At 61.5% G+C, this 12,802-nt stretch carries 12 protein-coding genes; 8 read left to right on the forward strand and 4 right to left on the reverse strand.

What is annotated here, in order from left to right:
- Positions 1-2 precede the first annotated feature (2 nt).
- The 4 genes from kdpB (at position 3) to kdpE (ending at position 6,136) form a co-directional block, all read left to right on the forward strand.
- Complete coding sequence (gene kdpB, locus ACMGGK_RS17640) at positions 3-2,072, forward strand: potassium-transporting ATPase subunit KdpB (RefSeq protein WP_016928744.1); 2,070 nt, start codon at positions 3-5, stop codon at positions 2,070-2,072.
- Positions 2,073-2,090: 18 nt separating this feature from the next.
- A complete protein-coding gene (gene kdpC, locus ACMGGK_RS17645) occupies positions 2,091-2,660 on the forward strand; it encodes a potassium-transporting ATPase subunit KdpC (protein WP_420277075.1) in 570 nt (189 codons plus the stop codon).
- Between the two features lie 73 nt (positions 2,661-2,733).
- Positions 2,734-5,430, forward strand: a complete 2,697-nt coding sequence (gene kdpD, locus ACMGGK_RS17650) for a two-component system sensor histidine kinase KdpD (protein ID WP_420277076.1) — start codon at positions 2,734-2,736, stop codon at positions 5,428-5,430.
- A 16-nt stretch (positions 5,431-5,446) separates the two neighbouring features.
- Positions 5,447-6,136, forward strand: coding sequence for a two-component system response regulator KdpE (gene kdpE, locus ACMGGK_RS17655; RefSeq protein ID WP_016928747.1), 690 nt, complete (start codon positions 5,447-5,449; stop codon positions 6,134-6,136).
- A gap of 27 nt (positions 6,137-6,163) precedes the next feature.
- Here the strand turns inward: kdpE and ACMGGK_RS17660 are convergent, their stop codons facing one another.
- The 4 genes from ACMGGK_RS17660 to seqA form a co-directional block, all read right to left on the reverse strand.
- A complete protein-coding gene (locus tag ACMGGK_RS17660) occupies positions 6,164-6,463 on the reverse strand; it encodes a DUF3861 domain-containing protein (RefSeq protein WP_004939927.1) in 300 nt (99 codons plus the stop codon).
- Positions 6,463-7,104, reverse strand: coding sequence for a PadR family transcriptional regulator (locus ACMGGK_RS17665; protein ID WP_049300334.1), 642 nt, complete (start codon positions 7,102-7,104; stop codon positions 6,463-6,465). Before ACMGGK_RS17665 ends, ACMGGK_RS17660 begins: the two co-directional genes overlap by 1 nt.
- A 191-nt stretch (positions 7,105-7,295) precedes the next feature.
- Positions 7,296-8,939, reverse strand: a complete 1,644-nt coding sequence (gene pgm, locus ACMGGK_RS17670; protein WP_016928750.1) for a phosphoglucomutase (alpha-D-glucose-1,6-bisphosphate-dependent) — start codon at positions 8,937-8,939, stop codon at positions 7,296-7,298.
- A gap of 77 nt (positions 8,940-9,016) precedes the next feature.
- The gene (gene seqA, locus ACMGGK_RS17675; RefSeq protein WP_420277077.1) at positions 9,017-9,559 is read right to left on the reverse strand and encodes a replication initiation negative regulator SeqA; all 543 of its coding nucleotides are present in this window, start codon (positions 9,557-9,559) and stop codon (positions 9,017-9,019) included.
- A 224-nt stretch (positions 9,560-9,783) separates the two neighbouring features.
- Between seqA and ybfF the strand changes: the two genes are divergently transcribed.
- From ybfF to fur, 4 genes are all read left to right on the forward strand, one after another.
- Positions 9,784-10,557, forward strand: coding sequence for an esterase (ybfF, locus tag ACMGGK_RS17680; protein ID WP_420277078.1), 774 nt, complete (start codon positions 9,784-9,786; stop codon positions 10,555-10,557).
- Positions 10,558-10,813: 256 nt separating this feature from the next.
- A complete protein-coding gene (gene ybfE, locus ACMGGK_RS17685; protein WP_004939936.1) occupies positions 10,814-11,101 on the forward strand; it encodes a LexA regulated protein in 288 nt (95 codons plus the stop codon).
- Positions 11,102-11,356: 255 nt separating this feature from the next.
- On the forward strand, positions 11,357-11,896 hold the full coding sequence (fldA, locus tag ACMGGK_RS17690; protein ID WP_004939938.1) for a flavodoxin FldA: 540 nt from the start codon (positions 11,357-11,359) through the stop codon (positions 11,894-11,896).
- Positions 11,897-12,225: 329 nt separating this feature from the next.
- Positions 12,226-12,672 carry a ferric iron uptake transcriptional regulator gene (gene fur, locus ACMGGK_RS17695; protein ID WP_004939939.1) on the forward strand — a complete coding sequence of 149 codons (447 nt, stop codon included), beginning with the start codon at positions 12,226-12,228 and terminating at the stop codon, positions 12,670-12,672.
- Positions 12,673-12,802: the final 130 nt, after the last annotated feature.

A 12,802-nucleotide genomic window follows, 5' to 3' on the forward strand; every position in this document is an offset into this window, starting at 1 on the left:
AGATGACTCGCAAACAACGCGCGCTGTTTGAACCGGCCCTGGTGCGCACCGCGCTGATCGATGCGGTGAAAAAACTGGACCCTCGCGTTCAATGGCGCAACCCGGTGATGTTCGTGGTGTATATCGGCAGCCTGCTGACCACCGCCATCTGGCTGGCTATCCTCGCCGGCCAAACCGACGGCGCCGCCGCCTTTACCGGCAGCGTCGCCCTGTGGCTGTGGTTCACCGTGCTGTTCGCCAACTTCGCGGAAGCGCTGGCCGAAGGGCGCAGCAAGGCCCAGGCGGAAAGCCTGAAAGGCACCAAGAAAACCAGCTGGGCGAAAAAGCTGGCCGGCCCGCGCCGCGACGGCGCCACGGAGAAAGTGGCCGCCGAAAGCCTGCGCAAAGGCGATATCGTGCTGGTGGAAGCCGGCGACACCATCCCGTGCGACGGCGAGGTGCTGGAAGGCGGCGCTTCGGTGGATGAAAGCGCCATCACCGGCGAATCCGCCCCGGTGATCCGCGAATCCGGCGGCGACTTCTCCTCGGTCACCGGCGGCACCCGCGTGCTGTCTGACTGGCTGGTGGTGCAGTGCAGCGTCAACCCGGGGGAAACCTTCCTCGATCGCATGATCGCCATGGTGGAAGGCGCCAAGCGCCGCAAAACGCCGAACGAGATCGCGCTGACCATCCTGCTGGTGGCGCTGACCATCGTGTTCGTGTTGGCCACCGCCACCCTGTTCCCGTTCTCGCAATACAGCGTCGAGGCGGCCGGCAGCGGCAGCGTGGTCACCATCACCGTGCTGGTCGCATTGCTGGTTTGCCTGATCCCCACCACCATCGGCGGCCTGCTGTCCGCCATCGGCGTGGCCGGGATGAGCCGCATGCTCGGCGCCAACGTGATCGCCACCAGCGGCCGCGCGGTGGAAGCCGCCGGCGACGTGGACGTGCTGCTGCTGGATAAAACCGGCACCATCACGCTGGGCAACCGCCAGGCTTCGGAGTTCCTGCCGGCGCCGGGCGTGAAAGAGCAAGAGCTGGCGGATGCCGCGCAGCTGGCCTCGCTGGCGGACGAAACGCCCGAAGGCCGCAGCATCGTGGTGTTGGCCAAACAGCGATTCAACCTGCGCGAACGCGATCTGCAGGCGCTGAACGCCACCTTCGTGCCCTTCTCCGCCCAGACCCGCATGAGCGGCGTCAACGTGCAGGAGCGCATGATCCGCAAAGGCGCGGTAGACGCCATTCGCCGCCACGTCGAATCCAATCAGGGGCACTTCCCGCGGGCGGTGGACGACCTGGTGGAAAGCGTGGCGCGCACCGGCGGTACACCGCTGGTGGTGGCGGAAGGCGCCCGGGTGCTGGGCGTGGTGGCGCTGAAGGATATCGTCAAAGGCGGCATCAAAGAGCGCTTCAATGAGCTGCGCAAGATGGGCATCAAAACGGTGATGATCACCGGCGATAACCCACTGACCGCGGCGGCGATCGCCGCCGAAGCCGGAGTGGACGACTTCCTGTCGGAAGCCACGCCGGAAGCCAAGCTGGCGCTGATCCGCCAGTATCAGGCGGAAGGCCGTCTGGTGGCGATGACCGGCGACGGCACCAACGACGCCCCGGCGCTGGCGCAGGCCGATGTGGCGGTGGCGATGAACTCCGGCACCCAGGCCGCCAAAGAGGCGGGCAACATGGTCGATCTGGATTCCAACCCGACCAAGCTGATCGAAGTGGTGCACATCGGCAAACAGATGCTGATGACGCGCGGCTCGCTGACCACCTTCAGCATCGCCAACGACGTGGCCAAATACTTCGCCATCATTCCGGCGGCGTTCGCGGCCACCTATCCGCAGCTGAACGCGCTGAACGTGATGCATCTGCATTCCCCGGCCTCCGCCATCATGTCGGCGGTGATCTTCAACGCCCTGGTGATCGTGTTCCTGATCCCGCTGGCGCTGAAAGGGGTGAGCTACAAACCGATGAGCGCCGCGGCCCTGCTGCGCCGCAACCTGTGGCTGTACGGAGTCGGCGGCCTGCTGGTGCCGTTCGTCGGCATCAAACTGATCGACCTGATCCTGGTCGCGCTGCACGTCGCCGGTTAACCATTGAGGGAAATGAACATGACGTATTTACGACCTGCGCTGGTGATGGTGATCCTGCTGACGCTGATCACCGGCATCGCCTATCCGCTGCTGACCACCGGGCTGGCGCAGCTGCTGTTTTCGGGCTCGGCTAACGGTTCGCTGCTGTACCAGGGCGACAAGGCGGTCGGCTCCGCGCTGATCGGCCAAAACTTCACGCGCGCCGACTATTTCTGGGGCCGCCCGTCGGCCACCGGCGATTCGGCCTATAATCCACTGGCCTCCGCCGGCAGCAACCTGGCGGCCACCAACCCGGCGCTGGGTAAGGCTATCGCCGAGCGCGCAGCGCAGCTGCGCCAGGCCAATCCTGCGATGCGCGGCCCGATCCCGGTGGATCTGCTGACCGCCTCCGGCAGCGGGCTGGATCCACAGATCTCGATCGCCGCGGCGCGCTATCAGCTGGCGCGGGTCGCGGCGGCGCGTCATCTGCCGCCGGAACAGATCGCCAAACTGATCGAAGACAACACCGATCGGGCCACGCCCAACTTCATGGGCGAATCGGTGGTGAACGTGTTGAAGCTGAACCTGGCGCTGGATGCGTTGAAGTAACGCGCCGTATTCAGCATAGTGATAGGGTTCGGCGTGCCGAACCCCTTTTTGCTTGGTAACACAAGGAATTGCCATGGTCGAAGAAGAACAGCAGCGTCCCGATCCCGATAGCCTGCTGGCGCTGGCCAATGAAAAACCGCGCGGCCGGTTGAAGGTATTCTTCGGCGCCTGCGCCGGCGTGGGCAAAACCTACGCCATGCTGCAGGAAGCCCAGCGCTTGCGCGCTCAGGGGCTGGATGTGCTGGTCGGCGTGGTGGAAACCCACGGCCGCAACGAGACCGCCGCCCTGCTCGACGGCCTGGCGCTGCTGCCGCAAAAACGCATCCAGCACCGCGGGCGACTGGTGCATGAATTCGATCTCGACGCCGCGCTGGCGCGCCACCCGGCGCTGATCCTGATGGACGAACTGGCGCACAGCAACGCCCACGGTTCGCGCCACCCCAAACGCTGGCAGGATGTGGAAGAGCTGCTGGACGCCGGTATCGACGTGCTGACGACCGTCAACGTGCAACATCTGGAAAGTCTGAACGACGTGGTGGGCGGCGTGACCGGCGTGCGGGTGCGCGAAACGGTGCCCGACCACGTGTTTGACGAGGCCAGCGAAGTGGTGCTGGTCGATCTGCCGCCGGACGATCTGCGCCGACGGCTGCACGAAGGCAAAGTGTATATTCCCGGCCAGGCCGAGCGCGCCATCGAGCATTTTTTCCGTAAAGGCAACCTGATCGCTCTGCGCGAGTTGGCGCTGCGCCGCACCGCCGATCGGGTCGATGATCAGATGCGCGAGTTTCGCGACACCCAGGGGCGCGAGAAAGTGTGGCACACCCGCGACAGCATTCTGCTGTGCGTCGGCCACAGCAGCGGCAACGAAAAGCTGGTGCGCATCGCCGCCCGGCTGGCGGCGCGGCTTGGCTGCCATTGGCATGCAGTCTACGTGGAAACCCCCAAGCTGCACCGGCTGCCGGAAAACCAGCGCCGCGCCATTCTGCGCGCGCTGCGGCTGGCGCAGGAGCTGGGCGCCGAAACCGCCACCCTGGCCGATCCGTCCGAAGAGCGCGCGGTGCTGCGCTACGCCCGCGAGCATAACCTCGGCAAAATCATCATCGGCCGCCGCAGCGAGCAGCGCTGGAAACTGCGCGGCAGCTTCGCCGATCGCCTCGGCCGGCTGGGCCCGGATCTCGATCTGGTGATCGTGGCGCTGGACAGCGACGCCGCGCAGCCCCCGCCGGGCAAGGAGCACGACGGCCGCAGCTTCAATGAGAAATGGCGCATGCAGCTGCGCGGCTGCGCGGTGGCGATAGCGCTGTGTGCGCTGATTACCCTGCTCTCGCAGTGGCTGCTGCCGGGCTTCGATCAGGCCAACCTGGTGATGGTCTACCTGCTCGGCGTGGCGATCGTCGCGCTGTTCTTCGGCCGCTGGCCGTCGGTGCTGGCGGCGGTGATCAACGTCGCCAGCTTCGATCTGTTCTTCGTCCAGCCCGAATGGTCGTTCGCCGTCAGCGATATGCAGTATCTGCTGACCTTCGGCGTGATGCTCGCCGTCGGCATCATCATCGGCAACCTGACCGCCGGGGTGCGTTATCAGGCCCGGGTGGCGCGCTATCGCGAGCAGCGGGCGCGTCATCTGTACGAAATGTCGCGCGGGCTGAGCCGCGCGCTGACCGTGGCCGACATCGCCAACACCAGCCGTCATTTCCTCTCCAGCAGCTTCCAGGCGAAAACCGTGCTGCTGCTGCCACAGGAAGACGGCCGGCTGCAGCAAATGATCGGCGAGGAAGGCGGACTGCTGTCGGTAGACGAAGCCATCGCGCGCTGGAGTTTCGACAAAGGCTTGCCGGCCGGCGCGGGTACCGACACCCTGCCCGGCGTGCCTTACCAACTGCTGCCGCTCAATACCCCCAAACAGACCTTCGGCCTGTTGGCGATCGAACCCAACAACCTGCGCCAGCTGATGGTGCCGGAACAACAGCGGCTGCTGCAAACCTTCGCAGTGCTGATCGCCAGCGCGCTGGAACGGCTGCAACTGGCGCGCAGCGCCGAAGAAGCCAAGCTGGACGCCGAACGCGAACAGCTGCGCAACTCGCTGCTGGCGGCGCTGTCGCACGATCTGCGCACCCCGCTGACCGTGTTGTTCGGCCAGGCGGAAATTCTCACGCTGGACCTGGCGGCCGAAGGCTCCAATCACGCCACCCAGGCCAGCCAGATCCGCCAGCAGGTGCTGAGCACCACCCGGCTGGTGAACAACCTGCTGGATATGGCGCGCATCCAGTCCGGCGGTTTCAGCCTGCGTAAAGAGTGGCAGTCGCTGGAAGAGATCGTCGGCGCCTCGCTGCACATGCTGGAGCCGCTGCTCAGCCAGCATCCGATCGAGGTCGAGCTGCCGCCGGAACAGATCCTGGTCAACTGCGACGGCAGTCTGCTGGAACGGGTGTTCACCAACCTGTTGGAAAACGCCAATAAATACGCCGGCGCCGAGGCCGCCATCGGCATTCGCGCCCGCACGCTGCCCGAGTGGCTGGAAGTCGAGGTCTGGGATAACGGCCCCGGCATCCCCGCCGATCAGCTGCAGCTGATTTTCGACAAGTTTTCACGCGGCAATAAAGAGTCGGCGATCCCCGGCGTAGGCTTGGGGTTAGCGATTTGTCGTGCCATTATTGAAGTGCATGATGGCCGCATCTGGGCGGAAAACGGCGCCAACGGCGGCGCCAGCTTCCGCTTCGTGCTGCCGCTGGAAAAACCGCCCGAGATCGACGGCGACGCCTTCGATCTGTAATCAACGCAGGGGAAACGTGAGCATAACGCCAACCAACATTCTGATTGTTGAAGATGAAAAAGAGATCCGCCGCTTCGTGCGCACCGCGCTGGAGAGCGAAGGCCTGCGGGTGTTTGAAAGTGAAACGCTGCAGCGCGGGCTGATTGAGGCCGGCACGCGCAAACCGGATCTGATCATCCTGGATTTGGGGTTGCCGGATGGCGACGGGCTGAGCTACATCCGCGATCTGCGGCAGTGGAGCGCCATTCCGGTGATCGTACTGTCGGCGCGCAACGCCGAAGAGGATAAAATCGCCGCGCTGGACGCCGGCGCCGACGACTATCTCAGCAAACCGTTCGGCATCGGTGAGCTGTTGGCGCGGGTGCGGGTCGCGCTGCGCCGCCACTCCGCCAACCAACAGGAAAGCCCGCTGGTGAGCTTTTCGGCGATCACCGTCGATCTGGTGAATCGCCGGGTGCTGCGCAACGACGAAGATCTGCACCTGACGCCGATAGAATTTCGCCTGTTGGCGGAGCTGCTGGCCAACGCCGGCAAGGTGATTACCCAACGCCAGCTGTTGAGCCACGTCTGGGGGCCGAACTACGTGGAACACAGCCACTACCTGCGCATCTACATGGGCCATTTGCGGCAGAAGCTCGAAGCCGATCCGGCCCGGCCCAAACACCTGCTGACCGAAACCGGCGTCGGCTACCGTTTCATGCCTTAACCCCGGCGAGCGCGGTGTGCCGCGCCTTTACGCCGCCGGGCCTTTCTTCAATCCGACCATAAATTCCTTAAACGCCTCGCGCAGCGGAGCGAACACCGGGTGTTTGCGGTTTTCGATCATCACTTCGGAGAACAGTTTCAACCCCACGGCGAAGGCCGCGCTCTGCTCGGGGCCGAAGTTCAGATCGTCACGCGCCCGAATGCGCTCGACGATCTCGAGAATATCGTCATGATTGGTCACCTCAAAACTCAGCGGTGCCTTCTCGACGGGGTTGCCCTGGCGGTCGCTCAGGGCTTCAACGGTAATGTTAAAACGGTGGCCGGGCATCAGTTCTCCTCCTGCTGCGTGGGTTGAATGTGCATTTCGCTTTCGATCGCCGCCACGGCGGCCAGCAACGCGGCGTTGATGCGCTCCACCTGCTGCGGCGTGAGATCGGCGCGCATCACGTTGCCGCGCAGCAGGCTGCGCAGACGGTTCATGGCGTCGTAAATGCCTTCCGCCAGGTTGCCGTGCCGATGATGCTCGCGGCCGGCGCCCGCCAGACGCGCCAGAATGATGTCAACCACCTGTTGATGCTTTTGCAGCTCGCCCTCACCCGCCGTGGTGATGCGGTAGCTTTTTCGGCCGTTGCCGGTGGTGAGCGGTTCGAGAAAATCCTGTTCTTCCAGCAGCGTCAGCGTGGGGTAAATCACCCCCGGGCTCGGCACATACAGGCCGGAAGAGGCTTCCTCGATCGCCTTGATCAATTCGTATCCGTGGCTGGGCTTGCGCGCCACCAGTGCCAGCAACACCAGGCGCAGATCGCCGTGTTCGAACAGACGATGACGCCCGCCCCGGCCGCCGCGCCCACCTCGGCCGTGCTCTTCGCCTTCGCCGCCGAAGTGATGACGCCCGCCGCGATGACGGCGCCCCTCTTCGCACGCATGAGGGTGGTGGTGATGCCGGTGTAAACCTAATCGATGAAACATAGGGTGATACCTCGCTTTAACAGTGAACATCAATACGAGGTTGTTTAGATATATCTAAACAGCGTCGATAACGCTAATCTAGATCGATATATCTAAATGCGCAAGCGCGTGCCGTGAAAAAGATATATCTAAATTGCAGGCATAAAAAAAGCGCTGTAAAAACAGCGCTTTTTATCCATCAAGAAAAGCGATTACTTGGCGGAAGCCAGCACTTCGCTGACGATCTCGACCGCTTCGTGCTCAATCTTCTCGCGGTGTTCCGCCCCGAGGAAGCTCTCGCAGTAGATCTTGTAAGCCTCTTCGGTGCCGGAAGGACGGGCCGCGAACCAGCCGTTGTCGGTCATGACTTTCAGGCCGCCGATCGACGCGCCGTTGCCCGGCGCCGCAGTCAGACGTGCGGTGATCGGATCCCCGCCCAGCGTACTGGCCTTGACCATCTCCGGCGACAGCTTGGACAGCGCCGCTTTCTGCGCATGGGTTGCCGGCGCCTGGATACGGTTGTAGCTCGGCGCGCCGAAGCGCTTGGCCAGATCGTCATAATGATGCTGCGGGTTCTCACCGGTTACCGCGGTGATTTCAGCCGCCAGCAGGCACATGATGATGCCGTCTTTGTCGGTCGACCACGGCTGGCCGTTGAAACGCAGGAACGAGGCCCCGGCGCTCTCTTCACCGCCGAAGCCCAGGCTGCCGTCGAACAGGCCGTCCACGAACCATTTGAAACCGACCGGCACTTCCACCAGCTTGCGGCCCAGGTCAGCCACCACGCGGTCGATCATCGCGCTGGACACCAGCGTTTTACCTACCGCCACATCGGCGCCCCACTGCGGGCGATGTTGGAACAGGTAGTTGATGGCTACCGCCAGATAGTGGTTCGGGTTCATCAGGCCTTTCGGCGTGACGATGCCGTGGCGGTCGTAATCCGGATCGTTGGCGAACGCCAGATCGAATTTGTCGCGCAGCGCCAGCAGGCCGGCCATCGCCGACTCGGACGAGCAATCCATGCGGATGATGCCGTCGTGGTCCAGGTGCATGAAGCGGAAGGTCTGATCGATGGAGTCGTTCACCAGCGTCAGATCCAGCTTGTAGTGTTCCGCTACCCGCTGCCAATAGGCGATGCCGGAGCCGCCGAGCGGATCCACGCCCAGCTTCAGGCCGGCGCGTTGAATGGCCGGCATGTCGACCACGTCAACCAGCCCTTCGACATAAGGCTGCACCAAATCTTTGGCGTGCAGGTGGCCGCTGTTCCAGGCCTTGTCCAGCGACTGGCGCTGAACGCCTTTCAGCTGCTGCGCCAGCAGTTCGTTGGCGCGCTTTTCGATCACCGACGTCAGGTTGGTGTCAGCCGGGCCGCCGTTCGGCGGGTTATACTTGATGCCGCCGTCTTCCGGCGGGTTGTGGGACGGCGTAATGACGATGCCGTCAGCCTGCGCGCCGCCGCGGCGGTTGTGGCACAGAATGGCGTGCGATACCGCCGGCGTTGGCGTGAAGCCGTTGTTTTCCTGCACGATCACATCGACGCCGTTGGCGGTCAGCACTTCCAGCACGGAAATAAAGGCCGGCTCGGACAGCGCATGGGTGTCTTTGCCCACGTAGCACGGGCCGGTGGTGCCCTGCTGATGACGAACTTCGGCGATCGCCTGAGCGATGGCGAGGATGTGCGCCTCATTGAAGCTGTGGCGCTGCGCGCTGCCGCGGTGGCCGGAAGTGCCAAACTTCACCGCATGTGCGGCATTGCCGGCTTCCGGTTGCAGCACATAGTACTGCGACGTCAGCTGGGCTACGTTGATCAGATCGCTTTGACGGGCGGGCTGCCCGGCACGTGGATTATTCGCCATCGACATATCTCCCTCATCCCTGTCGGTGACCGGGCAAATACGTCGCGCACGGCCATCATGACGGGCTGTTCGCTAAATTAGACGGTACCGCAAACTTTCTCGATCAGTTCCGCCGGGAACTGCATCGCCTGCATGATGTGTTCGATCATGCTGCGCTTGCGGCCGGTATTGGTATTGGTGATCACCCAGTAAGGGGTGCCCGGCACATGCTTCGGCTTGGTGTGCGTGCCGTTGGCCAGCAGGGTCTGCTGATCGCCGGCGAAATAGGTGCGGGTGCGGCCGGTCAACGCCTCGGTGGCGGCGGCGAAACCGGCGGCATCGAGGGTGTACAGCGTGGACAGCACCAGCATGAAACGGTTGACCGCTTTGTTCTGCTCGGCGTATTCATCCGACAGCAGCAGTTCACGCACGGCGCGTACGCGATCGCGCGGGCGCTGAACCGGCACCGCTTTTTCCAGTTCGACGGACGACGACGCACTGGTGGCAGGCAACGCGCGCACCGGCTGACCGGCGGTGAATTTCAACATGCGGCGTAAAATATCGGACGCGCTTTCACCGATGTGTTGCGTGTGGCTGGCAATATAACGGTAAAGCTCTTCGTCGACTTCAATAGTTTTCATCTTTATCCAATACTGTTTTTTCTACTTAGAACCTGAAGCCAGATCCTGCATTCAAGCCATGGGATTATAAGGTTAAAAGCGCTGGGGCGAACACAACAATGTGCCTCCGGACGGCAAATGCAGACTAATACCTATAGCCGGCACTGCCAAGCCCGCGCCGCGAAAATTCCGCATGATTCATCGTGCGATTCAATCATGATACCCTAATCTGAATCTCTCTCAGTATGAACTTCGCCATGAAATTACATTATCAACTGCTGGCCGCCGAGTCAGACGCGCTGCCGGTGCTGCTGATCCACGGCCTGTTCGGCAATCTCGACAACCTGGGCGTGCTGGCGCGCGATCTCCATAAACAGCACAGTGTGATCAAGGTCGATCTGCGCAACCATGGCCTCTCCCCGCGCGCCGACGACATGAACTACCCCGCCATGGCGCAGGATCTGCTGGCGCTGCTCGACGAGCTGCAGCTGGAGAAAGCGATCGTCATCGGCCACTCGATGGGCGGCAAAGCGGCGATGGCGCTGACCGCCATCGCGCCCGAGCGCATCGCCAGGCTGATCGTCATCGACGTCGCGCCGGTGGATTACCAGACCCGACGTCATGACGAGATCTTCGCCGCGCTGAAGGCCGTCAGCGCCGCCGGCATCACCCAGCGCCAGGCGGCCGCCCAGTTGATGCGCGACTACCTGCAGGAAGAAGGCGTGATCCAGTTCCTGCTGAAGTCCTTCCATAACGGTGAATGGCGCTTCAACCTGCCGGTGCTGATCGAACGCTACGAAGACATCACCGGCTGGCAGGAAGTCCCGGCCTGGCCACACCCGACCCTGTTCATTCGCGGCGGCCTGTCGCCGTACGTGCAGGACAGCTACCGTGCAGACATCGCCCGCCAGTTCCCGCAGGCCCGCGCGCACGTCGTCGCCGACACCGGCCATTGGGTGCACGCCGAAAAACCGGAAGCGGTGCTGCGCGCCATCCACCGTTTCCTCGGCGAAGCCTGAAAAATACGTTAATCTGGCGAAAAAACGCGCTAAAGATAACGGCTTAGCGCGTTTAGCCCGCAGTTAGGCATTGTCGCCGCTCCATCTGCTGGGGTAATATGGCGCGCTATAATTTTGCCGCCGCGCCAGCGCGTTCGCGAACGCCGGTTCGGGGGTAAATTTGGGTTAGGGTTTATTGGCCCGAAGTGTGTTAATCGATGCCTCCGGAAGCGTGCGAGCGCTTTTTGATGCAAACTCCCTTGCAGTACCGCTACCTATGGCAAAAGAACAAACGGATCGCACGACGCTGGATCTGTTCGCAGATGAACGCCGTCCGGGGCGCCCGAAAACCAACCCGCTTTCCCGCGATGAACAGCTTAGAATCAATAAGCGCAATCAGTTACGGCGCGATAAAGTGCGCGGATTGCGGCGCGTAGAGCTGAAAATCAACGCGGATGCGGTGGACGCCCTGAACAAACTGGCGGAACAGCGCAACATCAGCCGCAGCGAACTCATCGAGCAGATGCTGTTGGCGCAACTGGCGGAAGAACAGCCGGAACATTGATCTCTTCGGCCGCACGCGCGGCGCGGCGTTAAGGACAACGCCGGATCGACCACGCTTTTCTTCATCCTTCGGCATCGCATAAATGCGATAAAACCCCGGCGCCACTTTCTGGCATGATACGCATTTACCGGTAAGAGACTGCGCCTGTCGGCGCCCGCCACCATGGCGAAAGGCTCTTGTCATGGCATCATTTTAATCGGCGGCAGTGCCGGCGCCGAGTAATGCAATTAATTGAATTTAAAGGTTATACGCGATATGGCTACTGTAGGCATTTTCTTTGGCAGCGACACTGGCAATACCGAAAACATTGCCAAAATGATCCAGAAAATTCTTCAGAAACAGTTTGGCGACGATGTCTCAGAAGTGCATGACATCGCCAAAAGCAGCAAAGAAGACCTGGAAGGGTTCGATATCCTGCTGCTGGGTATCCCGACCTGGTACTACGGTGAAGCGCAGTGTGACTGGGATGATTTCTTCCCGACGCTGGAAGAAGTCGATTTCAACGGCAAACTGGTGGCGCTGTTCGGCTGCGGCGACCAGGAAGACTACGCGGAATATTTCTGTGACGCGATGGGCACCATCCGCGACATCATCGAACCGCGCGGCGCGGCCATCGTGGGCCACTGGCCGACCAAAGGCTACCACTTCGAAGCATCCAAAGGCCTGGCGGACGACAACCACTTCATCGGTCTGGCGATCGACGAAGACCGTCAGCCGGAGCTGACCAATGAGCGCGTGGACGCCTGGGTCAAACAGATCGTCGAAGAGCTGAGCCTGGCCGATATCGTCGGCTAAACGCCGGTACTGGCGAAAGGTTGAACAAAGGCCCTGTAAAGTGCATAGTGTGCCGACAGGGCCGTCATCGGCAACAGGGATTGCTGCGATAGAAGCTACAGATTTGTAACTTCCCACCCCGTCACGGTAGACTGAGATATCGGTTTATCCCATCCATCAAGGCGTTGCATGCAAAACATGCAATAGTGCAATTATATCTTTGTTAACAACCGGCGGTTTCCATTTAGTACAACCGGTTCTATAATGAGACGCATTAACTCTTTGTGCCGACCGATGCCACAGGCGAGTACGCCTCAACTTGATTAGCATAGTAACAGGACTGAATTCGCATGACCGACAACAACATCGCATTGAAGAAGGCCGGCTTAAAAGTCACGCTTCCGCGACTCAAAATCCTGGAAGTACTGCAAAATCCGGAATGCCATCACGTCAGTGCGGAAGATTTGTACAAAAAACTGATTGATATGGGCGAAGAGATCGGCCTGGCGACGGTTTATCGCGTACTGAACCAGTTTGACGATGCGGGCATTGTGACACGTCACAATTTCGAAGGCGGCAAGTCCGTGTTCGAGCTGACCCAACAACATCACCACGATCACCTGATTTGCCTGGACTGCGGCAAAGTGATCGAATTCAGTGATGAATCCATCGAAGTGCGCCAGCGTGATATCGCCAAGCAGCACGGCATCAAGCTCACCAACCACAGTCTGTACCTGTACGGCCACTGCGAAACCGGTGACTGCCGCGAAGACGAATCGCTGCACGACAAGAAATAAGCCTGACCGGCTATGAAAAACCGCCTCACATTGGGGCGGTTTTTTTATGCCCGCCGTACAACGGGCAAAAAAATCCCCGGACAAGCCGGGGGAAGATCATGTCATGAAATACTACAATTGCAGCGGCACT

This window comes from Serratia sp. BNK-33-b (assembly GCF_048684565.1).
Taxonomy (GTDB): domain Bacteria; phylum Pseudomonadota; class Gammaproteobacteria; order Enterobacterales; family Enterobacteriaceae; genus Serratia; species Serratia marcescens.